Origin of the sequence: Amylolactobacillus amylophilus DSM 20533 = JCM 1125 (assembly GCF_001936335.1) — a bacterium.
Taxonomy (GTDB): Bacteria; Bacillota; Bacilli; order Lactobacillales; family Lactobacillaceae; genus Amylolactobacillus; species Amylolactobacillus amylophilus.
Map to the genome: position 1 here is coordinate 329,736 of NZ_CP018888.1, position 25,052 is coordinate 354,787.

A 25,052-nucleotide genomic window follows, 5' to 3' on the forward strand; every position below is an offset into this window, starting at 1 on the left:
CTCCCTGTATCATACCAAAAAAGGACTAGCATTGTAACTAGGTCACGTGACGGTAAGAAAATCTGTGATAAAATAAATAACGTAATTATATACGATTTTATTCTGACAAAGCGAGGTAGTAAATTGTTTAAGAACAGAAAACTAACAGCAGGGGGACATCTTATTGTGTTTCTTTGTCGTGCTATTCGCCGCCGGTTACGCAATCACCCGCCAGATTCACGCAAACAATGTGCAGGCACAACCGTTTACGGCATTTAAAAAGGAACACCCAGTCAAGTTTACGGACCAGGACGTTATTGATTCGGACGAATCATTCACTATTCCTGGCAATATCACAATCCCAAACTCAGTTGCTAAGGACAATTATTCCTATGGGTTTTACATGTGGTACAACTTCAAACGCCACACAATTACCTTCCAAAGTCATGAAAGTGATGATTTGCTAATCTACAACTTTGAAGTTTCGCTGAAAAGAGAACGGATAACTTTCGTCTACGCCTACTCTGAGAGTACCGATCCGGACAGTGGCGGCGTGTCCTTCCAACAAAATTATAGGTTAAATCCAGCAAAAACAAAGCTCATAGCGACTACAAATTTTAGCCACATTTACTACCCGAGGAAAGACCATGCGCGCCTTAAGAAGGAAGCCCAGGCTACTTGCAAGGAATATGAAAAATACTTCAATCGGATTTTACAAAATAAAGCGTCCTATACCACTTTGCAGCAGTATGCAGATCTAATAGTCAAACGCCAAAAGAAGGCTGTGCAGCAATCAAAATATGCAGGCACATCAGTCAAAAAGAAGAAGGAAAAGGAAGTACAAGATAATATTACCAATAATATTAATGTTATCGAAAAATCATATCAGGCAAATTTTTCGGATGAAGAATGGCGGAATTATATTTTAAAACGCGCAGAATTACTAAACCTTGCTCACCCTGTGATTGGAATGAAAAAATTACTGACTCAGAGAAGACCTGGTATTTCTCTTATTTCTATGGCGGCACAGGTACCGTACCAAGCAGTTTGAACCAAGCGGCAGGTACATATTACACGGTCACTGCAAATGGGCAGCTCTACTTTGTTGCACTGCCTACACTCATCATCACCAAGAAATATATGCAACACACAGGTCAGAGTTGGTTTCCCCAAAAGGTTGACCCCATAGACTTCTCAGACTATCTCTACAATGCTGATTTTCCGCGAGGTACTTATGGTATGTATGACCTCGAATACGTACCAAGCAATCAAAAACCGTCAACAGAAGAGATTGTCAACAATATCATGATTGTCGCTCCCACGGATAATCAAGAATAATACCAGACTTTAATTAAACAGGAGGGATTTAGATGAACAAAAATAGGCTGGAAGCATTCTCAGATGGTGTGCTGGTCATGCTGCTAGCCGCTCTCGCCTATTGGCTCTTAAATAAGATGTTGATTAATGCTAACGGACGCGATTCACTCGTTGCGCGGTTAACCCACCATGATTGGAAGTTGTACGTGTATACTAGTATCTTCACAATCGGGCTTGTGATGACGCTAATTCAGCCACTAAGCGGCCTGCTCAGCGTAATTATCGGTAACCTCATTTGGTTTTGGCCAAATAAAACAATTGAACGCCATATCGTTAATTGAGACAAAAAATAATTCGCTGACCACCGTATTGATCGGCGAATTATTTTATTGTGGCTAAATTACTCTTTGAACTTATCAGATTTCCTGGATATTTCGTTCTTGTCTGTCAAGGATCACATCACCAGTTGATATCCAGCCAAAAAGCTGTCATTAAAGTCCTGCGGTAGCTTATACTGCTGATTAAACAAGACAATCAGAGCATGTAAATTTTGCCATCCTCTGAGGGTCAGTGATTTTATACTTTGTTCGACGTAAATCTTCGCCTGCCCGTACTTTGGTGGCAAGACAACGCCTAATGACTGAAATAATCTGCGACTGTACTTATCCACAATAAAGCCCGATTTTTGCACCGCATAGAGCATGATTGTGTCTGCAGTCTCCTCCCCTACACCATTGATGGCCAGTAATTCCTGCCGGATTACTTTACGTGGTAATTGCCGTACGGCTTCCAGATCGTCATTATATTGTGCAAAATAATTGCTTAAATGCACAATGGTCTGTGCTTTTCTAGTGTAGAATCCGGCTGACCTAATTACTTGGGCCAATTCGTCTCCTGAAAGTTGGCGGACGCCACTTGGTCTAAGATAAAAACCAATATTTTGTTTGAGCTCAGCCAACGCTAAATCAACGTTGCGCCAATTAGTATTTTGAATCAAAACTGCACCCCAGATAATCTCCCAGTCACTTGCTGCCGGCCACCAACCAGCCGGCGAAATCTGTGCCCCCAATTTCTCGTAGAGCTCCTCTAGTGTTATTTTAGTTTCCTTCATAACCAATTCCCCTCTTTAAACTCAGTATACTATAGACAATTACATTTAAAGACTTGCATCCTTGAATCAGACAATCAAACATTGGGATAAAAAAACCTCCGCACGCAGAGACAGGCTCTGAATGCGGAGGTTTTGTAGTAATGTGTATTTAGCTAAATTATTTAGCAGTGGCTGTAGCGCCAACCTCAGAAAGCTTAGCGATGATTTCATCAGCTTCGTCTTTAGTTACGCCTTCCTTGAAGACCTTAGGTGCACCGTCAACGATGTCCTTTGATTCTTTCAAGCCAAGACCAGTGATCTCACGAACAGCCTTGATAACTTTAACCTTTTCTTGACCAACTTCAGTCAATTCAATATCAAATGAATCCTTTTCTGCTTCAGCATCACCGGCAGCAGCACCAGCAGCAGCTACAGGAGCAGCAGCAGTAACGCCGAATTCTTCTTCGATTGCTTTAACAAGGTCGTTTAATTCAAGTACAGTAGCTTCTTTAATTTGGTCAATAATCTTTTGTGTATCTAAAGCCATGATTTTTTCCTCCGAATTTTGTTTTATGTTTTTGTATTTGTGTTAGTTATGAATAACTATAATTATGCTGCTGGCTCTTCTTTAGAATCAGCAACAGCTTTGACAGCGTAAGCAACGTTACGTACAGGTGCCTGTAAGACAGAAAGTAACATTGATAGCAAGCCATCGTGATCTGGTAATGTAGCAAGTTCGTTGATTTGATCAAGCGATGCAACTTTACCTTCGATCATACCACCCTTGATTTCAAGAGCTTCGATCTTCTTAGCATATTTTGCCATGATACGAGCTGGTGCAACAACATCTTCATCAGAAAATGCGATTGCAGTTGGTCCAACGAAAACATCGTCCAAACCTTCGTAGCCTGCTTTGTCAGCAGCACGACGTAGGTAAGTATTCTTGATAACTTCCATCTTCACACCAGCATCACGTAATTCCTTACGTAGTTCAGTAACTTCGGCAACAGTTAGTCCAAGATAGTCAACAACAACGGCTGACTTAGCATTGTTGAATTGTTCAACAATACCATCAACTAATTCTGCTTTTTTTGCGATTACAGCTTCACTCATGTATTTTTACCTCCATATTTATTTATGAATCACTATCATAGCCAAATAAAAACTCCATGCCTAAAGACATGGAGTTTAATTAACTCACTTATCTTCTGGCCTCGGCAGGATATTGAGACTTGCGTCACCTGAGTCTTAGGTAGAATTCACATATAGAGTATATTACATTGTTTATGCTATTCTGTCAACGATTACTATCACTTGAATATGAGTTTTGTAGTCCAGCATACTAGCTGTTCGTTTACACACGGTAATTTCGGTAGTTTTGCCCCATGAAAAACGCGACTAAGGAACCAGCCGTAATTGAATCTAAGACATTACCTGTCAAATATGCAGCGCCAAAGAACAGTGCAAAACTGAAGAAATAGGCAAAGTTCTCAACAGTCCAGTTCTGCTTCTTGAAACAAAATTTACCTGCAAGATATAGGCAAAGCAGTACAAACGGTAAAATAAAGAGCACAATTCCGAGCAAACCTAAAGTATAAAATTGGTTAATAAAATCCCGTTCATAGTTGAAGATAAAGAAGTTGATTCTTACAAATGAAATACCAAGTAACAGGCGCACAGGCGGAACTATTTGTTGTTTCAGCAAATCAACATTTGCCTTTTCAATCTTACGAAAATTAACTTGATCTGGGGCGTTCCATGTTAATACATCAATCCAAAGTTCCGGATATTTATCAATCGGATTTGTAGCAGAAACCACGTTTCCATAAGTACCACGTACATCAAAGTGTGTATCGAGATAATTTTGCGCCAACCTCTTAGCCTGTTTAGGCTGCTGTTGCATCTCCTCCCGCAACTGCAACAACTGCTTCGAGCTGGCTTTAGAACGATCAGCAGTAGCTATGTTTACCTGATCATTGGCACTGACGCGCCCTGTTGATGGTGAGAAGGGGTAAATCAGACCTAGGACCAGTATAATCGCAGCAAGCGGAATGACTTTTTTGACCTTAACGTGCCATTGTAAACTCTCTTCGGCTGGTACATCGGCAAAGAAGTAGAACGCTGGTATCACAATAAATGCTGCCAGACTACCGAAAATTGCTGTTCTTGTGCCGATCATCAATGCTGATAGTGCCATCACAATTAGTATTATTAACTTGTACCAACTGCTTTGCCGCAAATAATAATGAAGTGCAATAGGCAGTAAGAGAATCATAATTGCCGAGATTGAGTTTGCAAATAGGAAAAACCCATCAGATGCGAGCTGCATGAAACCAGGACGATTGACCACATCGAACCAACTGAAAATATTGGCACTAATCATTGTTGCCTTATCATATGATGCAATTGCAAAGACCGCCAAATTAGAAACTACAATTGTGCCCGAAATTGCAGTAGCCAGCCACCATGTGATTCTTTCCAGCGTACTTTTTTCTAATGAAGTATCTGCGCTGATGAACAGGATCAGGGTGGGGAAAACAACTCGGAGTACGTAGGAGATTTCTTGAGTTACTGAGTACGTAAAGCCATCTGTCAGGCTGCTCAAAGCGTTTTTGGTGAGCCATAAGTGCGCAACTAGGTATATTAGGACTACAAAACCATAAATAGCCAAATGGTATGATGGCTTACTAAATTTATGGACCAAGAAGAAAATAAGTAGTAGAGCAATAACTAAGACTAAGCGAACCAAGGTCGGTATTGTAAAAGGTCCAATATTGGCCAATGTTCCTTGATAAAAGTAGATGATTTCCATAAAGGGTTGAATTAAGATGTAACAAATTAACAACCGCTGTAACACTTTTTTCATTGATAACTTCTCCAACATTTTAGTAAGCGTGCAAGATACTATTTGAACTATAACTGACAAATGAGAAATCACCATCTAGTGCTAGTTTAAGCCGTAAGTTCTGTCCAATAATATTCTTTTTAGCTTCTACTACAACCCGATATTTGTGCACATTTTTTGCGTACTTCTTGATTGTTATTAACCGGACGTTAAAAGCATTCGTTGAATCTTGACCATCTAGTCTCACAGTGAAATTTGCCACCCGTGGCTTTTTGCCAATCGAATTAATCGTAAAGCTCATCACCTTATCACGAGCCACGTAGTTTATATCATGTTGTTCAATTAATTGCTGATGTGCAATTGCTTGTTTTTGCCCAGTACTGTTTCCGTGCGTGAAGTGTAATCCCGTGAACTCGAACTGAATCTGTTGACCGCGCAATGGAAGTAAATATCTCTCATCCGGAATTTTTTTGCCATCACTGAAATTATAGCCAATCATAATCGCAAATTTTCTACTATTAGGATCCTCTCCCACACGTTCAAAATGATTGGGAGTGTAAGTTAGAGAGTGCTCCCCGGCTTTGATAACAAGTTTAGTATTGCTGGTTACTGCGTCTACTGGAAATGGGAGGGTACCAGTAATTAAATCTCCTCTTTTCAAATTGGCCGGTAAGGTAATCACCCCGCTAGCCTGTGCAACGCCAATTCTACCGTTTTGAAACTCAAACCCAAGATCTCTCAGAATTTCACTTCCGTTCTGGTAAAATGCTAAGTTAGGCTGCAACAATTTCTGTCCCTTGGAAGTCAATATTATTTGACGGCCACTATTTAATTTGTATTTACCATGAGCTTTCAAGGTACGAAACATTCTTGTAGTAGCGTTTGTCAGCTGGTGATTAATTTGTCGCTTACTGTAAACATTCCCCACCAAGAATAGACCACCAAGTATGGCAGCCACTAGCAAGGTTGTGCAGATTTTAACCACATTTTTCAACTTATCTCTCCATAGACATGCCTAACCTGACTGGTCTGGCAATTTTTCATAAAATAATTATAGCAAAAAAATACCCGATGATAGAACCATCCTCGGCCTAATATCGGGTATTTAATTAATATTTAACTTTAGTAACTAAGCGTTAACTGGATCAAGCTTGATACCAGGACCAAATGTTGTTGAAACAGCAAGGCTAAGGATGTATTGACCCTTAGTTGATGCTGGGCGAGCCTTCAAGACAACATCTTTCAGCGCCTTAAAGTTTTCAACTAATTTATCGTTGTCAAATGAAGTCTTACCAATTGGTGCATGGATGAGTCCTTCCTTGTCGACACGGTATGTAACTTTACCAGCCTTAACTTCCTCAACAGCCTTAGTTACATCCATCGTAACAGTACCAGTCTTTGGGTTAGGCATCAGGCCTTTAGGTCCGAGTACACGACCAAGTTGACCAACTTTAGCCATCATTTGTGGTGTAGCCACAACGACGTCAAAGTCTAACCAACCGTCCTTAACACGTTGTACTAAGTCGTCTGAACCAACTTCGTCAGCACCAGCGGCTTCAGCTTGTTTAGCTTGTTCTCCATCAGCAAACACAATAACCTTTTGTGACTTACCTGTACCGTTTGGTAAAACAAGAGCACCACGAATTTGTTGGTCAGCTTGCTTTGGGTCAACATTAAGGTTAAATGCAACTTCAACAGTTGCATCAAAGTTTGCATAACTAGTTTCTTTTGCTAATGCAATAGCTTCATCAGCTGTGTAGAATTTGTTCTTATCTACCTTTTTGGCAGCTTCAATATATTTTTTACCATGCTTTGGCATGTGATTTCCTCCCTTGCAAATGTGGTCAACGAGCTATGCTCTCCCACTTGATTTATTAGCTTTCGCTAACAATCCGACATTTTTCAAAATAATGAGATTATTCAGTAACTTCAAATCCCATACTTCTTGCTGTACCTTCAACCATGCGCATTGCTGCTTCAACATCAGCAGCGTTTAGGTCTTGCATCTTGGTTTCAGCGATTTCCTTAACCTGAGCCTTAGTTACCTTAGCAACCTTCTTGGTATTTGGTTCGCCTGAACCCTTTTCCACGTTAGCAGCTTTCTTCAAAAGAATTGCTGCTGGTGGGGTCTTTGTAATGAAATCAAATGAACGATCTTCATAAACAGTGATCACTACAGGAATGATCATACCCTTTTGGTCAGCTGTTCTAGCATTAAAGTCCTTAGTGAAGCCAACAATGTTGACTCCGGCTTGACCCAATGCTGGTCCTACTGGGGGTGCAGGTGTTGCTGCTCCTGCAGGGATTTGTAACTTAACAACGTTTATAACTTTTTTTGCCACGTGACAGACCTCCTTAAGTCAGTGATGCGGTTATAATGGAGATGAAATTTCTCCTCCCACATTTATAAACATACTTTAGTATCTTACCATCGCCAACATATTTTAGCAACGAAAAGTATGTTGATTTATCTTTCTCGATTAATTAAAGTTTCTCAACCTGTTCGTAATCAAGTTCGGCAGTTGTTTCACGGCCAAACATCTCAATCTCTGCAAATACTTTAAATTTATCAGGCTGTACATCAGTGAGCTTACCCGTAAGTCCGTTAAACGCACCATCAATAATGGTAACTTGATCGCCAACTTCAAAGTTAACAGAACTTTGTCTAGTCGTCTCACCCATTGAACGCAAGATGTGCTTAATCTCTTCATCTAGCAGTGGTGCTGGCTTGCTACCGGCACCATGACTACCGACGAAACCAGTCACACCTGGCGTATTTCTCACGATAAACCATGACTCGTCTGTCATGACCATTTCAACTAAGACATAACCAGGGAAAACTTTTTCCATCTCCACCTCGTTCTTGCCGTTCTTCTTCTCAACTGACTGCTCTTCTGGAACAATCACACGGAAAATATTATTTTCCATTCCCATTGATTGTGCACGCGAGAGCAGGTTGGTCTTCACCTTATTTTCATATCCCGAATAAGTATGAAGTACGTACCATTTTTTTTCGAATGTTTCCATGTTTACTCCTTAAAAATTTCAAATAAAAAAGCCTCGCAATTTGCGAGTCTTTCCGTTGAATAGATTGTAGCATAAATTACCGCTCTTTGCCACTAAAAGAAAATCAGGGTTAACCTAGTAAAGATTAAATCCAATAGGCCAAGGTAAACGGCAAAGAGAATGGATTGTGTAATTACGACACCTGTATCATGCCGATTTTCTTTGGCCGTTGGCCAAGTAGTCAACTTCATTTCTGAGATAACGCCCTTAATAAACTTCATCTTTAACCTCTACCTTGTTTCCTTATGAATTGTATACTTACCACAATGCTTACAAAATTTATTTACTTCCAAGCGCGTGGTGCGATTCTTGTTCTCGGTAATAGTATAGTTCCTTGAACCACAGACACTGCACGCCAGCGCAATTTTCCTAACCGCCATGAGTTTCACCTATATCTTAATTTAGTGGTTAATCCCACTTAACTTGCTAACAATACGACAGTTGATTATAGCATGTGTCACTAAAATTTCCAATTATTTAATTAAAGTATAGTCGACGTCAGGTAATAATTCAAACTTACCTTTTAACCCGGAAGTAATATAGACCTTACGTTCCTTAGTGACAAAGATTGCTTCGGTGTCCTTGCGTGATTCGATATACTTTATTCCTGTGGTGAGACCTTTGTCAAAAGTTGCAGTCGACAGCGCATCCCCATTAATTGACTTATTGGTGATAATTGAAACACCCATCAAATTATTCTCAAATGGATAACCTGTCTTTGGATTCATTAGATGCATGTAGGTCTTATTCCCTACTTTCAAATAGCGCTCGTAAATACCGGAGGTCACAATTGTTTTATTTGTGGCCGGTAATTTCCCCAGTGAGGTTCCACGCGGCGACTTCGGATCTTGAATTCCTACAGTCCACGGCTGCTTACTACCTTTTGGTGAATGACCCATCACAAAAATATTGCCACCAAGATCCACAATGGCCGTATTTACACCGTCGTTTTTCAACACCTTAACAACTTCATCCGTGATATAGCCCTTAGCAATGCCACCGAGGTCCAGTTTCATTCCCACATCTTTCAAGTAGACAGTTTTCTTTCGCTCATTCAAAACAACATTTCTGTAGTTTACAAATTTCAATTCACGGTCGATTTCCGCCTGACTAGGCTTTCTAGCATCGTCAAAACCGATATGCCACAGGCTAGTGATTGGCCCGATAGCTAAGTCAAAAGAGCCTGCAGAATTATTACTATAGTACTTCGCCCGTTTGATGAGGTAGAAGACGTCATCACTCACCTTTACCGGCTCTTTTCCAGCCTCATCATTGATATGGTCAACCTCGGAGCCCTTTTGATTAACTGTGATCTTGTTGGCCAATTCCTTCACGCGGGCAAAAGCGTCCTTTAAAGCTGCTTCCTTTTGGGCATGATAGATTTTAATTTGCACTACTGTACCCATGAGAAACTGCGTATCTTCGATGGGCGTCTGTACCACCTTTGCAGCAGGCTTAGCACCTTCGTGTGCTGTAGCACTACAACTCGTCAAAGCTACTAGGTTCAGACTAAAAGTCAGAGCAATAATTATTTTTATTATTTTTTTTGGCATAAAATCAGTCCTTAAAATAAGAAAAAGAGTAGCCTAAACTACTCTTCAACTTTTAAATTTTGCGGTTCAAATACTAATCTTTAAAGACATAGTTGTCAACTGTAATCTTATCGGTATTCCCAGCTTGCGCTGCATTCATCAACTGTTCTGCATAAAGCAAGAATGAATGTGATGTGTGAGTTGCACCGGAAACAACTTCAACCTTAGAAATGTCTCCACCCGATTTAGTCAATGATTCTGCTAATTGAGGGATGTACTCCTTCGGACCAATATTGTTGACCTTCTGCATGTTCTTTTCGTACTCTTCGTCTTCAGTCTTTGATTTACCATCCTTATCGATGTAGTCAAAGTCTGTCTTCGTAATCTTACCACCAGCAACGGTGATTGCTAGAGTTGCACGGTAGCCGTTCTTTTCGTTCTTTTCTTCGAGTGAATATGTACCGTCTTGCATCTTAGCTTCGTTCTCAATCTTGATTGTATCAGTGTTACCAGCTTGAGCAGCCTGAACTAATTGTTGTGCATAGTTCTTGAATGAGTCAGAAGAATGTGTTGCACCGGAGACAGTTTCGATTGAGCTAATATTAACACCGTTTTGTTTCCAAGCCTTCTCAAGCTCTGGAATATATTCAGAAGGACCAACGCCTGACTTTTCCTTCATCGTCTTGTTATATTCTTTGTCATCTTTCTTAGACTTGCCGTCTTTATCGACGTAATCGTAAGATGTCTTTGAGATCTTGCCATCTTTAACAGTCATTGAGAGCACTGCACGATAGCCATTGTAGTAGCCTGTCTCTTCGAGCTTGTAAGTACCATCTTGTAAATCGCCCCCGGCAACCTTAGTAGCTTCTTTTGTTTCAGTCTTCTTTGAGCTCTTTGAAGTTTGCGAAGACTTGTCTTTACTATCAGTAGAGTCCTTTGAGCTTGATTGTGCTGAGCATGCTGTCAACAACAATGCAGAAAGAGTTACTGCCGAAATCCCTGTAACAACTTTAGTGAGTTTCATAAATTAAGACCATCCTTTTTATGATATTGTGATTGTGTAGCCTTTCACACAAACTTATTTTAAATCATTCACATTCATCTTGCAACAAAATTTTTGATAACGTTTACAATATTGAGGTTATTGATAATTTTTTAAAAATTAATATTTGTGAATTTATAGACATACCTTGTGATTTTTTGCTATAATTGCTCTGATGTTAAAACAAAATATCAACATATAAAGGGGTGTAAATATGACCCAAAAGAATATTGTGGTCGTTGGTGGAGGATTTGGTGGTCTCTATACCGCTAAGCATCTAGCCAAGAAACTGAAGAAGAACAAGGATGTCAAAATCACTTTGATTGATAAGCATTCCTACTTTACATACATGACTGAGCTTCATGAAGTTGCAGCAAATCGTGTAGATGAGAATGCTATTCAATACGATTTAAATCGGTTGTTTAGTCGGCGTAAGAACGTTGACGTTGTAACTGATGAAGTGACAAGCATCAACAAAAAAGACAAGAAAGTCGTGACCAAGAGTGGTTCTTTCGACTATGACTATTTGGTTCTTTCGATTGGTGCTGAACCAAATGATTTCGGAACTCCAGGCGTTAAGGAACATGGTTTCACACTTGGAAGTTGGGACGAAGCTGTAAAACTAAAACGCCATGTCATCGATATGGTCCGTCGTGGTGCAGTTGAGCGTGATCCTGAAATTAGAAAATCATATTTAAACTTTGTCGTTGTCGGTTCGGGTTTTACTGGTACAGAGACAATCGGCGAGCTACGCGCATGGCGTGATCGTCTGGCAGCAGAGAACAAGCTTGATCCAGAGGAAATCGTCTTTACGATGATGGAAATGGCCCCAACAATCATGAATATGCTCGATCGAAAAGATGCGGCTAAGGCAGAGCGCTACTTCGAGAAGAAGAATATTCGTGTGATGAAGAGTACTGGGGTTACAGGAGTGCATGAAGACTACGTTGACCTGAATGATGGTTCAACTTTCCCTACACGTACGCTCATCTGGACAGCAGGTGTCAAGGCCTCATCACAGGCGGCTTCGTTTGGTTTCGAACAAGGACGTGCTGGTCGAATCTTGGTCAATAAACAAAGTCAGGTTCCTGATGACAAGAGTATCTATGTTATTGGTGATGTCTCATTTATTGATGAAGACGGCACCGGTAAGGGACAACCACAAATCGTTCAAGGTGCTGAATCAGGTGGTGCGTGTGCAGTAGCCAACATTCTTGCCGATATGAACGGACAACCTGCGGTCGACTTCAAAGGAAAGTATCAAGGATTCATGGTCTCTCTTGGACCAGTCTACGGTGTTGCTTACCTAATGAACACCTTCCACCTCAGTGGTTTCTTTGCAACACTGATGAAACACTTGATCAACATGCTCTACTTTGCCCAGATTTATTCCGGTTATAATTTGTTCCATTATATAATGCACGAATTCTTCCGCATTAAGGGAACGAACCTGTTTAGAGGAAATATTTCTCGTTATGGTAACGTTCTCTGGACATTCCCAACCAGAATCCTACTAGGAATGATGTGGCTTGTTGATTGTTGGGGTAAGGTCCAAGGCGAGGGTTCTTGGTTTACCGATAAACTCCGCCTACCATTTACTTGGCTCTATCCAGCACAAGCAACTAGCGCGGCTAGTGGCGCAGCAGAAACCACATCAGCAGCTAGCGGTGCAGAATCATCAGCTGCTACATCTTCTAGTGTTGCACCTAAATTTGGACTTTCATACGAATATGGTCATCAACCAATGGCTGTCTTTGACACGATGCCTCAGTGGATGGAGAGCATTACGAAGGTCATGGTGCCTAATAAAGAAGTTGCCCTAGCATTCCAAAAAGGAATGACCGTTGTCGAAATCATGCTTGGTTTATTCCTAGTTATTGGTTTCTGCACATTCTTTGCCGGCGCAATGTCAGCAATCTTCGTTGTTATCTTCTCCCTTTCAGGTATGTTCTACTGGGTTAACATCTGGATGTTTATTGCTGGTATTGCCGTGATGAATGGCTCTGGACGTGCATTCGGACTTGACCGGCGCTTTGTACCATGGCTCCAAAGAAAGCTAGGCAAAGCAAGGTATGGGGTTGAAAGATCGATCTACTACCCGGATAGTTCCAAATAAATAGTTTAAATATCGAGGTTCTATAGTAGAATTACTATAGAACTTTTTGATTGGAGACGTCTGTTTGAAAAAATGGGTTAAGGGCTTAAAAGAAAACGATATGTTTGCTTGGGGAGACCTTGTGGTTATCGGCTTACTGGTCATCCTCTCTTTCCTACCCTTATTTGTTTTTGCCCAGCAACAACAGGCAAAAGTCGATGTAACCAGTTCCTCCAGTAAGGAGGTTAAGATTATGGCGGTAGTCTCACACGATGGTGAGACCATCAAGGAATTCAACCTGACCGATCATGAGGGGACCACAACGTGGACCTACCGCGATGATGACGGACATTACAATAAGATTGAGGTTAAGGGCAAGAAGATTCATATCGTTGAAGCAAATTGTGCCGATCAAGTCTGTGTCCGCCAAGGATATCGGTCGAAGGTTGGGCAGTCTATCGTCTGTTTACCTCATAAGCTATTAATTGAGATTAAGTCTTCCGATGGAAAAAACGTAGATGGCGGGTTAGTAAACTAGTGAAGAGAGAACGAACAAATAAAAATTTAGAACGCTACATCTACATTGCTATTTTGTGTGCACATGGTGTCATCATTGGACTAATTGAACGCTCTATTCCGTCACCATTCGTCTTCGCACCTGGTGCAAAAATTGGCTTGCCGAATAGCATCACACTACTATCCCTGTTCACGCTCAACTTCAGAGATTCATTGGCACTGGTTCTAATTAGGCTTGTCCTGACGACCCTAATTGGAGGGACTGTATCCACTTTTATGTATGCATTCTCCGGCGCCATGCTCAGTTTCTTCTCAATGTATCTAATTAAAAAACTACACCCAAAATATATCAGTTTCATTGGTATCTCAGCTGTTGGCGGCATCATGCACAATGTTGGCCAACTGGTCACCGCCAGTTTAATTGCACAGAGCTTCAGTGTGATGCTGTACTTACCGGTTCTTGCAGTCATGGGAATTTTAGCAGGTATTGCAGTGGGAATAGTGGTCAACTATCTCTTGAAACACGTTAAAGCTCTCGGACTCATCACAACTAAACTCTATTAACTACAGAAAGGTCTGTTATGGACAACCAGCTTTATTTTTGGAATAACTACCCCATCATTCAAGAACAACTTATGCAGGTGAATGAGATTATTCACGCTGAAATAAACAAGGTTAACGGTAAAGTTGGCTTGGCCCTACGTGACTCGTTTGCAGTCAATGGCAAATTACTACGACCCGCGCTAGTGCTAATGTTTGCCCAATTTGCCGAGCTAGATAAGAACACTAAGCGGCGCATGTTAAATGTGGCGGCCGCCGTAGAATTCCTCCATAACGCTACGCTCATCCACGACGACATTATCGATGAGTCAAAGATGCGGCGAGGTGTCCCATCGATTCAGGCAAAGTATGGCAAACACGTCGCGGTCTATGCAGGTGATTATCTCTTCGCCCTCTGTTTTAAATTGTTGAGCGATAATGGCAAAAGCATGAAGAGCCTGCAATTTGATGGCAGAACAATGCAGGGAATTCTTGGTGGTGAACTACAACAGCTTGATCATGCCTACGATTTAAACCTGACAAAGGATGATTATCTAGAGCAAATCAAGGGTAAGACGGGGTTGTTATTTGGTTTGAGCTGCTTCCTCGGTACATACGAGAGCGGCCTGAAAATCAGCTTAGCACGGCATGCTGCGGAATACGGCGAGATCATGGGCCAGGCTTTCCAGGTCAAAGACGACATCCTTGATTATACGGTGTCCGCCAACCAGTTAAAGAAGCCCGTTCTACTAGATGTCAAAAACGGGATATACTCCGGGCCGCTCATCTTTGCGTTAGAGCGGGATAAAGATGCGACACTACGCACGCTAGTCGCAAAGAAGCAAGAACTGACTCCTGCAGAACTACGTGAAATTGAACGGCTGGTAAATGAACTTGGTGGCGTTCAAGTGGCAAACGAACTGGCCGATAAATTGACGGCTAAGAGTATCAAACTGTTAAAACAAAAGTTTCCCGAGAATAAGGCACGAGCAGATATTGAGCAACTAACTGCTCAGCTAATTTCTAGGACATACTAAAAGGGACGGAAATTTCCGTCCCTTTTTTTGTTACGCCAGCTTGCGCTAATATTCTTCTCTAGTAAAAGAACACTAGCTTTTGAATCGAACAAAAAATGACTTGCAAAAATTCAACGCCACCGTCGAACCCTTGAAAGTCATTTAATAATCAGTGCTTGATATTCTCTTCGATGAATTTTTTGATTTGTTCGTCGGAGTCTTTCATGAATGGAAGCATTTCTTTTTCAGTCTTCAGCGTATCACGGCTATTCTTCTCCATGAAGTAATTCCACAATACATCTCTTACAGGTGTCTTGTCGTCACTCCAGTCAAAAACCTCACGTAATTGACGATCTAACAATTCTGTCTTAAATACTGTTGTACTTGCCATACTTGATTACCTCCTAAATTATTTACAACTCTATTATAATACTTATTTTAGGAAGTGAAGCATTTTAAATTCGGAATCCCTAATTTTAGACGATTTTTTTAAATTTTTGTCTGCACCGATCACGGGCAGCAATTAGCTGTGTGGGCGTACAATCGAGAATCTTCAGCGCCTCAGCCTGCGTTACCACGCCAATGTTCATCCTAAATGCGACAAGCTCAGTCAGCGATAATTCGTCAATATACATCTCTAATTGTGTAATATTCACATCACTTGCACTAGACTCACTGATCATAAAAACGTCATTTTTAATGATCTTATCACGAATTTTCTTTGACGGGGTTACCTGACTTTCAAGTGACAACGCCTCAGAGTACGGCGCACGCTTCTTTGCCAGCTCGAATCGAACGAGACTCTTCGCATGTTGCAGAAACCTCAACTGGAAAAAGCCACCGAAACGAACATGCATATTTTCATCAAATAGCACAGCGGACTCATAGCAGATAAACATTGCATCCTGCTGCCAGTCAAGGTAATCATACGAGCGTAAAAAGTAGCGCCTAATTACGCCACGAATCATCGGTTGGTACCGTGCACAAAGCTCAACTAGCGCATCACTATTTTTCTGCCTTGTTAGCTCAATCAATTCTAAATCAGATAATTTTTCCATTTTCTGCCCCCGGCAAGTTTAATACGCTAACTATAGCAAGCGCTTTCAGATGTAGATACCGAACGTCTGTTTTTCTGACACAAAACCGGGAAAGTGTCTCACATTTGTGGCTTATAGAGCACTATCCACACACAAAAAAGCAGTTGGCGAATGCCAACTGCACAGTTTTGTTTCCTTAATTAGTTATGGATAACCGTTTATTACTATCCTTCCCTACTGGTGAACATCTGATACAACAAAATACCAGTAGCGACGCCGGCGTTCAAACTCTGTACATGTCCTATCATCGGTATGGTCAACTTCTGATCCATCTGCTCTAGCAGCAACTTAGAAATTCCCTTACCTTCATTACCGATCACAAGTACGGCCTTCCCTTTAGCGTTCCATTGCCGATAATCATCACCGTTCATCGCCGTACCGAAGAACCAGTAACCCTGGTCCTTCATTTTTTTGACGGTCTGAACTAAATTAGTCACGCGCGCGACCGGCACGTGGTCAATCGCACCCGTTGATGTCTTCGCCACCACACCGGTCAAACCAGTTGCACGGTGTTTCGGAATAATTATCGCGTCAACCCCGGTGGCATCGGCCGTTCTGAGAATCGAGCCTAGATTATGCGGATCCTCAATTCCATCGAGCATCAGAATAAATGGGTCATGCTTTCTTGCTTCGAAATCAGCTAGGAGCTCATCAAGGTCCGCGTAAGCAAAGCTTGCGATTGCTAGCACGATGCCCTGATGATTTCCCCTATCGACCAGCTGATCAAGCTTAGTTTTAGGAACCGTTTGAACCACCAGGCCTTTGGCCTTTGCGAGACCAAATACTTCCTTCGCAAAGTCTTCTTGGACACCAGACTGGAGAAATACCTTGTTAATTGTCGTTTGATCCATTTCTTTCAGATAATCCACCGCAGCGTGGCGGCCGAAAACGAAATCGGGATTAGTTGAATTTATATCCATGAAGGGCTCCTGTTTCTACTTGTGTGATACACCAATTGGCTAGTTCTGCGATCCGCTCATCCTGTCTGTCTAACTTCAAATAGCCAAAGACTGCTTCAAACCCAGTCGAGAGGCTGTAAGTACCCACCGACGTGTTTTTGGCATGAGTATAGCTCTTGGCGTTTCTACCACGCAAGAAAATTTCTTGCTCTGTAGCCGTCAAAATCTCATCTTCTTGCGCCTTCGTAATAAGCGCCGCCTGTGCCTTAGCAGAGACGTATTTGGTCGCAGTATTTTGTAGTTGTTTCGGCCGAACGATGCCGGTAACCACGAGGTGTTCGCGCACGAATACCTCATAGACAGCATCGCCGACGTAGGCAAGTGTAATACCGTTTAAAACATTTGGATCCTTTAATTTAGTCATCTATCCTCTTCCATCTGGTTCCCTGTGGTGTATCTTCAATCACGATACCCATTTCTTTTAATTGCTCACGAATCTCGTCACTCTTGGCAAAATTCTTCTCGTCGCGGGCTGCATCTCTTTGCCAGAGCAAATCTGCCACCTGTGCATCTAGGTGAGTATCCTGATCTTTAAACTCGATACCAAAGATTAACATGATTTTCTTGAACTCTGTGACGAAGCGGGTTAATTGCTCCTTATCGACTTGTGCTTTAGTAATTTCTTGGTTAATGTGCCGTAACATGCCGTAAACAACGGTCAAGCCATTCTGAACGTTGAAATCATCATCCATCACAGTGGTGAATTGTTCTAGTGCCGCATCCAGTCTCGTAGCAAGATTTGGACTAGACACACTCGTGGTACTGTCATTTAATCTATAGGCAATATCGTCCAAAGTATTCTGCATCCGCTGCAGCACATTACCGGCCTCCACAAGGTTCTCCTCAGTATAGCGTATTGGACGCCGATACTGTGTGCTAGCCATGAAAAAGCGTAATGAACGTGCATCGACATGTTGTAACAGCTCATGAACCGTGACGAAGTTACCAAGTGACTTACTCATCTTCTCGTCATTTTGGCCCACGGTCACGAAACCATTATGAAGCCAGTAATTAACGAATTTCTTGCCCGTCTTTGCTTCGCTCTGCGCAATTTCATTCTCATGGTGCGGGAATTGCAGGTCCTGGCCCCCGCCGTGAATATCAAAAGTCTCACCAAGGTACTTAGTCGACATCACCGAACACTCGATGTGCCAACCGGGACGGCCCTGTCCCCATGGTGACTCCCAGCTAATCTCATCTGATAACTTTTGCGCCTTCCAAAGAGCAAAGTCGATGGGATCTTCCTTCACCGCCAGCTCCTCATCGTTGACGTGCTGACTAGCACCAGTCTCTAGCTCGGCGATGTTCTGGTCGGAGAGCTCGCCGTAGTGGGCAAATTTCTTAGCGCGGTAATAAACGTCGCCATTGACCTCGTATGCATAGCCATTCTCGATTAATTTAGCAATAAACGCAATAATCTCCGGGATGTTCTCCGTAGCCCGTGGATTAACAGTTGCCGGCTCAATATTTAAAGCACCGGTATCTGCCATAAAGGCATTAATATACTTGTCCGCCAGCTCACCCACAGTAATTCCGTCGGCCCGCGCCTGGTTAATCATTTTATCATCAACGTCAGTGAAGTTTGACACATAGGTGACATCATAACCGCGATACTCGAGGTAACGCCTGATTGTGTCAAAGGCGATAGCACTTCTGGCATTACCAATGTGGATATAGTTGTACACCGTCGGTCCACAGACGTACATTCGTACTTTTCCCTCTGTTAGGGGCTTGAATTCTTCCTTAGTTCGGGTCAGGGTGTTAAAGACTTTCAACATAATGGGGCTCCTTTACCATTTACTAAACAAATTGATATGTTGTCATTATATTAACACAATGAAGAAAAAGTCCGAACGTTGTGTGTCCGAACTTTTGCAAATTAGTTTATTAGTTTAATTGTCAGCTAGCCAAGTTGTGCAAGCGTCTCGTCGATGTGTTTCAACGTCTTCTCGCGGCCCAATAACTCGATTGCCTCACCGATACCTGGACCATGCATTGAGCGAGTCGTGGCTATCCGTAGTGGCATAAAGAGCTTTCTTCCCTTGACCCCTGTATCCCTTTTAACAGCATTGATTGCTGCCATAATTTGTGGTGCAGTGAATCTCTTCAGGTCAACCAGTTTCTGTCTGAAATCCTTGATGGCAATTGCCGCGCTCTCGTCAGCCATCTCAGCGAGCGAAGCCTCATCAAGTTGAGCTGGATTTGTAAAGAAAATCGCGGCCATCTCTGAGATTTGGGCGGTGTAACTCATTTGTCCGGCATAGATATTCACGAGCTGTCTGACCCATTCGATTTTCGCTGCATCAGGCTCTTCTTCAACTAAGCCCTTCTCCTGCAAGTTTCTCAATGAGAGATCAAGAAGGATGTCGCGATCCGCTGCCTTCACATATTGGTTATTCACCCACTCCAGTTTCTTCTGGTCGAATGAAGCCGGTGATTTACTTAGACGCTTTGGATCGAATTGCTTAATCAAATCCTTCTGGTTGAATATTTCAGCCTCACCAACAGGTGACCAACCAAGTAGGGTAATAAAGTTGAACATTGCGTCTGGTAGGTAACCTAACTCGCGGTATTGCTCGATGAATTGTAGTACGGATTCGTCACGCTTCGATAACTTTTTCCCGGTAGCGGTGTTGATGATTAGCGTCATGTGCCCAAATTCAGGTCGTTTCCAGCCAAGTGCATCATAAATCATTAGTTGCTTTGGGGTATTTGCAATATGATCATCACCGCGCAAAACATGGGTAATTTCCATCAAGTGGTCATCTACGACAACAGCAAAGTTGTAAGTTGGCATCCCGTCGCGCTTTTGAATCACGAAATCGCCACCAATAGTCTCACTCTTGAATTCAATCTTCCCCTTAACGATGTCATCCCATTCGTAGGTGACGTCTGTTGGTACCCGGAAGCGGATTACAGGCTCTAGTCCTTTAGCTTCGGCTGCGGCCTGTGCCTCTTTAATCTGTTCCTCGGTCATCCCTTCGTATTCGTAGACATAATGTGGGGCAATGCTCAAAGATTTCTGAGTCTCACGCTCCGCCTCAAGTTCTTCCTCTGTCTTATATGACTTATAAGCCAGACCTTTCTCCAGCAGTTCATTAATATATTTGGTGTAGAGTTCTCTCCGCTCAGACTGTCGGTAGGGACCAAATGGTCCGCCGATATCCGGACCTTCGTCCCAATCGATGCCAAGCCATTTCAGGTTGTCTAGCTGACTTCTTTCACCGTCAGCAATGTTTCTTTTAGTATCAGTATCCTCAATTCTGATGACAAAAGTACCCTTGTTATGCCGCGCGTATAAATAATTGAATAGCGCAGTTCTTGCATTACCAATGTGCAAATGTCCAGTTGGACTTGGTGCATATCTAACTCTAATTTTATCAGTTGCCAATTTCATAGCCTCTTTCTTATTTATCGCTTGTTTAAGTTTACTCGTTCAGCCGCGTTTTTTCAAAAGTCATTTCTCACTTCCGGGGAAAAAGCCGTCGCAGTGCTTCATCGATTGAGCTCACACCAATCAATTCTATTGTCCGCGCCACCTGTAGGCCACGTTTCAGGTTATGTTTCGGGATAAACATCCGCTGAAAGCCAATCTTTTCCGCTTCCTTAATACGGTCCTCGATCTGATTAACCCGGCGAATTTCACCAGTCAGGCCGATCTCACCAACGAAACAATCACTGGCTAGTACTTCTTGTTCCTTATAACTGGATGCAATGGCCACGGCGATTGCTAAATCGATTGCGGGTTCATCTAGTTTCATCCCGCCCGTAGCCTTCAGGAAGGCATCCTGATTTTGCAGCATCAAATTACCCCGCTTCTCGAGGACTGCCATGAGCAATGCCAATCTGTTGTAGTCAATCCCACTCGCAGTCCTTTTTGCATTACCGAACGCTGTGGGGGAAACTAGGGCCTGAATCTCCGCCAAAATTGGTCTTGTGCCCTCAAGTGAAACAACTACGGCCGAGCCCGTGCTATTTGGTAGTCGTTCGTCCAAGAAGATCGCCGAGGGATTAGTCACCTCTTCGAGCCCACTAGTATGCATCTCGAACATCCCAATTTCGTTGGCAGCGCCGAATCTGTTCTTGACGGAGCGCAGAATACGGTAAGAGTGGTGGGCATCCCCCTCGAAATACAGCACGGTATCCACCATGTGTTCCAGAATTTTCGGTCCGGCAATGGCCCCTTCTTTAGTAACGTGGCCAATGACGAAAACCGTAATTTGATCATTCTTCGCGATTTTCATCAGTTCGCTTGTGACCTCACGTACCTGTGCTGTGCTGCCAACCACCGAATCAAGGGCCGGTTCATTCATGGTCTGAATTGAATCAATAATTAGGTACTCTGGCTTAATTTCAGCTATCTGCTCCCGAATATTACCCATATCAGTCTCCGGGTAAAGTAACAGTTGTGGTGCGTTTACGCCCAGCCGGTCTGCACGCATCTTGATTTGACTAGCACTTTCCTCACCTGATACGTATAAGACGGTGTGTTCCTTACCCAGGTTACCCGTAATCTGAAGCAACAATGTGGACTTGCCTATACCGGGCTCCCCACCGATGAGTACGAGTGATCCAGGAACGATTCCACCCCCGAGAACACGATCAAGCTCCTCGTACTGGGTCTTTTGACGCAGCTCATCTCTTTGAATCACCGCATCTAGTTTAATCGGTTCATTCTGGCCCGACTTGGTCATTAGCCGACTAGGTGTTGCTTTGGTCGACGCCTTTTGCACCGTTTGTTTCTCTTCCTTGAATTGATTCCACGCACCACAGTTAGGGCAGCGCCCCAAATAACTGGCAGAGATGTAACCGCAATTCTGGCAAACGTACTGGGTCTTTTGTCTAGCCATCAATTACCACCCTTTACACCTGACGAGCCAAATCCGCCGGTCCGATCGTTGACAATTTCTTCCTCATCGTCCGTGGTCATGAATTGCGTAAAGATTCCCTGAGCAATTCTCTCGCCTTTATGCAACTTGGCAGTGCGCACACCAAAATTGATTAGTTGAACAAAAATTTCGCCCTCATTGTTGGGATTATTGTAATAATCAGCATCAATCACACCGATACCGTTAGGTAGGATTAATCCCCTCTTTAGCGGGTTGCTGGACCGGTTCGCTAAAATCAGAACCTCATTTGCCGGCATGTACGCCTTGATGCCGGTAGGTACCAGAAATGGTTTCAAGATATCGCTAGCCAGACTATAGTCACGTTCGTTAAGTTCATGGGCATTTCTAATTAGGCGAAAAATCCGCACGAAATCCAGCCGCCAGATCGACGGAATTTCAAAGTCTTCGGCAACCTCAAAGTCATAACCAGCCGCCATCTTTGTCTGCCTGGTCGGTAAATTCAAGTTGGCATCCTGATAACGCGCAACTATTTCAAATCCCCGTTTTTTCATCATTTTCTCCCATCGTATTTCTTCTCAAATTATTATACCAACAAAAAAGGTTTTTTTATTGCTATCTGGGAGTTTTTTTTAGACAATAGGCATAAAAGGAGATGACCGTCATGGAATTCGAAAAAGGACCAAATCGTTACTTTAAAAACGATGATGCTGGCAAATTAATTGGCGAGGTGACTTTTGAGCAAATAAACGATGACTCTGTCATTGTGATTGAGCACACGTTTGTGAACCCGGCATACAGACACCAAGGGATGGCCGCTCAACTCGTGCAGAAGGTGATTGACCAGGCACGGGCCGAAAACAAGCTGATTAACCCAGTTTGCTCATACGCCAAGTCAATGTTCATAAAGACGCCTGAATTAAAGGACCTGTGGTACAAACACAATTAGCCAGTTTTTAAAGAGGAGATTAGAATGGATCAGAATCAGTTAAAAAAGGCGGCCGCGGAATACGCCGTCCGCTTCGTCGAAGATGGCATGAACCTTGGCTTAGGGACTGGCTCCACTGTAACTTACATGGTCGCCGCTTTAGCGAAACGGGCTCAAGATGAGAATATGGAGCTCACCTGCGTGACCACCAGTTCCAGGACAAAACGCCAGGCCGAGGGCTTGGGGTTACGCGTCGTTGAACTGAACGAGGTTGACAGGCTTGATTTGACAATTGATGGTGCAGATGAGATTGACGCAAACTATCAGGGTATCAAAGGGGGCGGTGCGGCGCACACAATGGAGAAGATCGTCGCAACCGCTAGCGACCAAGTTATCTGGATCGTCGATGAGAGTAAGATGGTGGAAACCTTGGGTAAGTTCCCGTTACCCGTGGAGGTCTTTGATTACGGGCTAACCCAGATCACAGAGCGGTTAGCTGAGCAGGGTTTAAACCCCGTTCTGAGACTAGATGAGAACAAAGAACCAGTCAGGACTCACTTCAAGAATCTGGTACTCGATCTAAATGTTGGCCAGATAGCTGACCCGCACGCGTTAGCTGATCAGCTGGATCATGAAGTTGGCCTGGTCGAACACGGCCTGTTCTTAGATATGGTTAATAAGGTGATTGTTGGCACACCTGATGGACCAAAGCTGATTGATCACATTCGGTAAAATTAAGTCTAAATCCATCAAATTAAGCCTAGGTTAATTATTAATTAGACCTAGGCTTTTTTTTGCGGTAGGATAGAAACTGTACATTTAAGAATTTGGAGGATTTACAAATGACCAAGGAAATAACTAACGCTACAATCAAGTCTTTTTCCGAAAAGCTAAGTAACAAACCCGGCGCAGATGTTGTTAAGAGAACCATCATGAAGAACGGTATCCTCGCATCAAGCCAAAATATGGATTCACAAATTGCCATGGATCAAACTTTCTCAGTTGAGATTGATACAGGTGATGTTGCCAACCAGAAGCAATCTGGTCGTTGCTGGATGTTTGCCGCATTGAATACAATGAGACACCCACTCCAAGCAAACTTTAAACTCAAGGGTTTTGAACTATCCCAAAACTACATAAACTTCTGGGATAAGTTCGAGAAATCGAACTGGTTCTACGAAAATATTATTAACACAGCCGCACTCCCATTAGGTGACCGCAAGGTGGACTTCTTGTTAACAACACCACAACAAGACGGTGGCCAATGGGACATGCTTGTGGCCCTCATCCAAAAATATGGTTTGGTGCCTAAGAGTGTGATGCCTGAAACATACAGCAGTTCGAAATCAAACGAATTGAACAGCCAATTAAACCTGAAGTTAAGAAAAGATGCAATTACGCTGCGTAAGTTAGTCAACGATGGTAACGACGAAACAGTGGTCGAAGCCAAGAAAGATGAGCTACTTGAGGAAGTATACCGCATGCTGGTGTTCACCCTAGGTACCCCTCCTACTAAGTTTGACTTCGAGTACCGTGATGATGACAAGGAATATCACCGCTATGCAGATTTAACACCACAATCCTTCTTTCAGAAGTTTGTGGGTTGGAATTTAGATGACTACGTGTCAATCATCAACTCACCACAAAGCGACAAACCATTTAATCACACTTACACCGTTGAATTTCTGGGTAACGTCGTTAACGGTCGTCAAGTTAAGCACTTGAACCTCGAGGTTGAGGAATTGAAACGTCTTGCTGTGACACAACTTCAGGCTGGAGAAACTGTTTGGTTTGGTTCAGACGTGGGTCAATCCTCAGAACGGCAACTAGGAATCATGGATACCGAGTACTACAAGAAAGACGAGCTGTTTGATGTCGACTTCAGCATGACAAAGGCAGAACGCCTAGATTACGCTGAAAGCTTGATGACACACGCCATGGTAATCACAGGTGTTGACCTCGTTAATGGCAAACCAACTAAGTGGAAGGTTGAAAATAGCTGGGGCGACAAGGTTGGTAAGAAAGGTTACTTCGTCATGAGTGACGAATGGTTCTCACAATTTGTCTACCAAGTAGTAATCAACAAGCAATTCTTAGCCGATGCTGAAAAGACTACTTATGAAACAGAAGAGCCTAAGGTGCTCGCACCTTGGGATCCAATGGGTGCATTGGCGCTTTAATCA

Annotated in this window: 30 protein-coding genes and 1 other annotated feature; of the genes, 10 read left to right on the top strand and 20 right to left on the bottom strand. The window is 42.8% G+C overall.

The window, feature by feature from the left end; all coding sequences use genetic code 11:
* Positions 1-163: 163 nt before the first annotated feature.
* From LA20533_RS01835 to LA20533_RS01845, 3 genes are read left to right on the top strand one after another with little or no spacing between them, the layout of a single operon-like run.
* Complete coding sequence (locus LA20533_RS01835; RefSeq protein WP_056946497.1) at positions 164-1,030, top strand: hypothetical protein; 867 nt, start codon at positions 164-166, stop codon at positions 1,028-1,030.
* Positions 1,027-1,317 (top strand): hypothetical protein, encoded by a 291-nt coding sequence (locus LA20533_RS01840; protein ID WP_056946499.1) that lies wholly within the window; start codon positions 1,027-1,029, stop codon positions 1,315-1,317. Before LA20533_RS01835 ends, LA20533_RS01840 begins: the two co-directional genes overlap by 4 nt.
* A gap of 32 nt (positions 1,318-1,349) precedes the next feature.
* Positions 1,350-1,637, top strand: coding sequence for a hypothetical protein (locus LA20533_RS01845; RefSeq protein ID WP_054745504.1), 288 nt, complete (start codon positions 1,350-1,352; stop codon positions 1,635-1,637).
* Positions 1,638-1,750: 113 nt separating this feature from the next.
* On the opposite strand, the gene LA20533_RS01850 is transcribed toward LA20533_RS01845, so the two are convergent.
* The 12 genes from LA20533_RS01850 to pplA all read right to left on the bottom strand — a co-directional run bounded on the left by LA20533_RS01850 (position 1,751) and on the right by pplA (position 10,853).
* The gene (locus LA20533_RS01850) at positions 1,751-2,407 is read right to left on the bottom strand and encodes an endonuclease III domain-containing protein (protein ID WP_054745503.1); all 657 of its coding nucleotides are present in this window, start codon (positions 2,405-2,407) and stop codon (positions 1,751-1,753) included.
* Positions 2,408-2,564: 157 nt separating this feature from the next.
* The gene (rplL, locus tag LA20533_RS01855; protein ID WP_054745501.1) at positions 2,565-2,933 is read right to left on the bottom strand and encodes a 50S ribosomal protein L7/L12; all 369 of its coding nucleotides are present in this window, start codon (positions 2,931-2,933) and stop codon (positions 2,565-2,567) included.
* 62 nt (positions 2,934-2,995) lie between these two features.
* Complete coding sequence (gene rplJ, locus LA20533_RS01860; protein WP_056946501.1) at positions 2,996-3,499, bottom strand: 50S ribosomal protein L10; 504 nt, start codon at positions 3,497-3,499, stop codon at positions 2,996-2,998.
* Positions 3,500-3,536: 37 nt separating this feature from the next.
* Positions 3,537-3,657 (bottom strand) — a sequence feature (ribosomal protein L10 leader region).
* Positions 3,658-3,740: 83 nt separating this feature from the next.
* A complete protein-coding gene (locus tag LA20533_RS01865) occupies positions 3,741-5,252 on the bottom strand; it encodes an O-antigen ligase family protein (RefSeq protein ID WP_056946503.1) in 1,512 nt (503 codons plus the stop codon).
* Between the two features lie 19 nt (positions 5,253-5,271).
* Positions 5,272-6,225 (bottom strand): hypothetical protein, encoded by a 954-nt coding sequence (locus LA20533_RS01870; protein WP_056946505.1) that lies wholly within the window; start codon positions 6,223-6,225, stop codon positions 5,272-5,274.
* A gap of 135 nt (positions 6,226-6,360) precedes the next feature.
* A complete protein-coding gene (gene rplA, locus LA20533_RS01875) occupies positions 6,361-7,050 on the bottom strand; it encodes a 50S ribosomal protein L1 (RefSeq protein ID WP_056946507.1) in 690 nt (229 codons plus the stop codon).
* A 97-nt stretch (positions 7,051-7,147) separates the two neighbouring features.
* Entirely contained in the window at positions 7,148-7,573 is a 426-nt protein-coding gene (gene rplK / locus LA20533_RS01880; protein WP_056946509.1) for a 50S ribosomal protein L11, read from the bottom strand.
* Between the two features lie 142 nt (positions 7,574-7,715).
* The gene (gene nusG / locus LA20533_RS01885) at positions 7,716-8,258 is read right to left on the bottom strand and encodes a transcription termination/antitermination protein NusG (RefSeq protein WP_056946511.1); all 543 of its coding nucleotides are present in this window, start codon (positions 8,256-8,258) and stop codon (positions 7,716-7,718) included.
* A gap of 92 nt (positions 8,259-8,350) precedes the next feature.
* Entirely contained in the window at positions 8,351-8,518 is a 168-nt protein-coding gene (gene secE / locus LA20533_RS01890) for a preprotein translocase subunit SecE (protein WP_054745485.1), read from the bottom strand.
* 9 nt (positions 8,519-8,527) lie between these two features.
* Positions 8,528-8,677 (bottom strand): 50S ribosomal protein L33, encoded by a 150-nt coding sequence (gene rpmG, locus LA20533_RS01895; protein WP_075362777.1) that lies wholly within the window; start codon positions 8,675-8,677, stop codon positions 8,528-8,530.
* 93 nt (positions 8,678-8,770) lie between these two features.
* Entirely contained in the window at positions 8,771-9,823 is a 1,053-nt protein-coding gene (locus LA20533_RS01900) for an FAD:protein FMN transferase (protein WP_371857355.1), read from the bottom strand.
* Positions 9,824-9,923: 100 nt separating this feature from the next.
* Entirely contained in the window at positions 9,924-10,853 is a 930-nt protein-coding gene (gene pplA / locus LA20533_RS01905) for an extracellular electron transfer flavoprotein PplA (RefSeq protein ID WP_054745484.1), read from the bottom strand.
* A 232-nt stretch (positions 10,854-11,085) separates the two neighbouring features.
* Between pplA and LA20533_RS01910 the strand changes: the two genes are divergently transcribed.
* The 4 genes from LA20533_RS01910 to LA20533_RS01925 all read left to right on the top strand — a co-directional run bounded on the left by LA20533_RS01910 (position 11,086) and on the right by LA20533_RS01925 (position 15,059).
* The gene (locus tag LA20533_RS01910) at positions 11,086-12,987 is read left to right on the top strand and encodes an NAD(P)/FAD-dependent oxidoreductase (protein ID WP_056946515.1); all 1,902 of its coding nucleotides are present in this window, start codon (positions 11,086-11,088) and stop codon (positions 12,985-12,987) included.
* Positions 12,988-13,087: 100 nt separating this feature from the next.
* On the top strand, positions 13,088-13,504 hold the full coding sequence (locus LA20533_RS01915; protein ID WP_056946795.1) for a NusG domain II-containing protein: 417 nt from the start codon (positions 13,088-13,090) through the stop codon (positions 13,502-13,504).
* Entirely contained in the window at positions 13,504-14,046 is a 543-nt protein-coding gene (locus tag LA20533_RS01920) for a Gx transporter family protein (protein ID WP_056946517.1), read from the top strand. Before LA20533_RS01915 ends, LA20533_RS01920 begins: the two co-directional genes overlap by 1 nt.
* Before the next feature lie 17 nt (positions 14,047-14,063).
* The gene (locus tag LA20533_RS01925) at positions 14,064-15,059 is read left to right on the top strand and encodes a polyprenyl synthetase family protein (protein ID WP_054745479.1); all 996 of its coding nucleotides are present in this window, start codon (positions 14,064-14,066) and stop codon (positions 15,057-15,059) included.
* A gap of 148 nt (positions 15,060-15,207) precedes the next feature.
* Here LA20533_RS01925 and LA20533_RS01930 read toward each other — a convergent pair whose 3' ends face one another.
* The 8 genes from LA20533_RS01930 to LA20533_RS01965 form a co-directional block, all read right to left on the bottom strand.
* Positions 15,208-15,429, bottom strand: a complete 222-nt coding sequence (locus LA20533_RS01930) for a P8 family protein (protein WP_056946519.1) — start codon at positions 15,427-15,429, stop codon at positions 15,208-15,210.
* An 85-nt stretch (positions 15,430-15,514) separates the two neighbouring features.
* On the bottom strand, positions 15,515-16,096 hold the full coding sequence (locus LA20533_RS01935) for a hypothetical protein (RefSeq protein ID WP_056946521.1): 582 nt from the start codon (positions 16,094-16,096) through the stop codon (positions 15,515-15,517).
* A 203-nt stretch (positions 16,097-16,299) separates the two neighbouring features.
* Positions 16,300-17,055 (bottom strand): 23S rRNA (guanosine(2251)-2'-O)-methyltransferase RlmB, encoded by a 756-nt coding sequence (rlmB, locus tag LA20533_RS01940; RefSeq protein WP_056946524.1) that lies wholly within the window; start codon positions 17,053-17,055, stop codon positions 16,300-16,302.
* Positions 17,036-17,458, bottom strand: a complete 423-nt coding sequence (locus LA20533_RS01945) for a Mini-ribonuclease 3 (protein ID WP_054745474.1) — start codon at positions 17,456-17,458, stop codon at positions 17,036-17,038. Before LA20533_RS01945 ends, rlmB begins: the two co-directional genes overlap by 20 nt.
* On the bottom strand, positions 17,451-18,869 hold the full coding sequence (gene cysS / locus LA20533_RS01950) for a cysteine--tRNA ligase (RefSeq protein WP_054745589.1): 1,419 nt from the start codon (positions 18,867-18,869) through the stop codon (positions 17,451-17,453). Before cysS ends, LA20533_RS01945 begins: the two co-directional genes overlap by 8 nt.
* Before the next feature lie 128 nt (positions 18,870-18,997).
* Positions 18,998-20,485 carry a glutamate--tRNA ligase gene (gltX, locus tag LA20533_RS01955; RefSeq protein WP_054745587.1) on the bottom strand — a complete coding sequence of 496 codons (1,488 nt, stop codon included), beginning with the start codon at positions 20,483-20,485 and terminating at the stop codon, positions 18,998-19,000.
* 73 nt (positions 20,486-20,558) lie between these two features.
* Positions 20,559-21,944: a DNA repair protein RadA gene (gene radA, locus LA20533_RS01960; protein ID WP_056946525.1), complete on the bottom strand. Its 1,386-nt coding sequence runs from the start codon at positions 21,942-21,944 to the stop codon at positions 20,559-20,561.
* Positions 21,944-22,495: a dCTP deaminase/dUTPase family protein gene (locus tag LA20533_RS01965; RefSeq protein ID WP_056946527.1), complete on the bottom strand. Its 552-nt coding sequence runs from the start codon at positions 22,493-22,495 to the stop codon at positions 21,944-21,946. The genes radA and LA20533_RS01965 overlap by 1 nt, the downstream gene beginning before the upstream one ends.
* A 110-nt stretch (positions 22,496-22,605) precedes the next feature.
* Between LA20533_RS01965 and LA20533_RS01970 the strand changes: the two genes are divergently transcribed.
* The 3 genes from LA20533_RS01970 to LA20533_RS01980 all read left to right on the top strand — a co-directional run bounded on the left by LA20533_RS01970 (position 22,606) and on the right by LA20533_RS01980 (position 25,049).
* Positions 22,606-22,890, top strand: a complete 285-nt coding sequence (locus LA20533_RS01970; RefSeq protein ID WP_054745470.1) for a GNAT family N-acetyltransferase — start codon at positions 22,606-22,608, stop codon at positions 22,888-22,890.
* A gap of 24 nt (positions 22,891-22,914) precedes the next feature.
* Positions 22,915-23,601: a ribose-5-phosphate isomerase RpiA gene (gene rpiA, locus LA20533_RS01975; protein ID WP_056946529.1), complete on the top strand. Its 687-nt coding sequence runs from the start codon at positions 22,915-22,917 to the stop codon at positions 23,599-23,601.
* Between the two features lie 110 nt (positions 23,602-23,711).
* The gene (locus tag LA20533_RS01980; RefSeq protein WP_054745468.1) at positions 23,712-25,049 is read left to right on the top strand and encodes a C1 family peptidase; all 1,338 of its coding nucleotides are present in this window, start codon (positions 23,712-23,714) and stop codon (positions 25,047-25,049) included.
* Positions 25,050-25,052 lie beyond the last annotated feature (3 nt).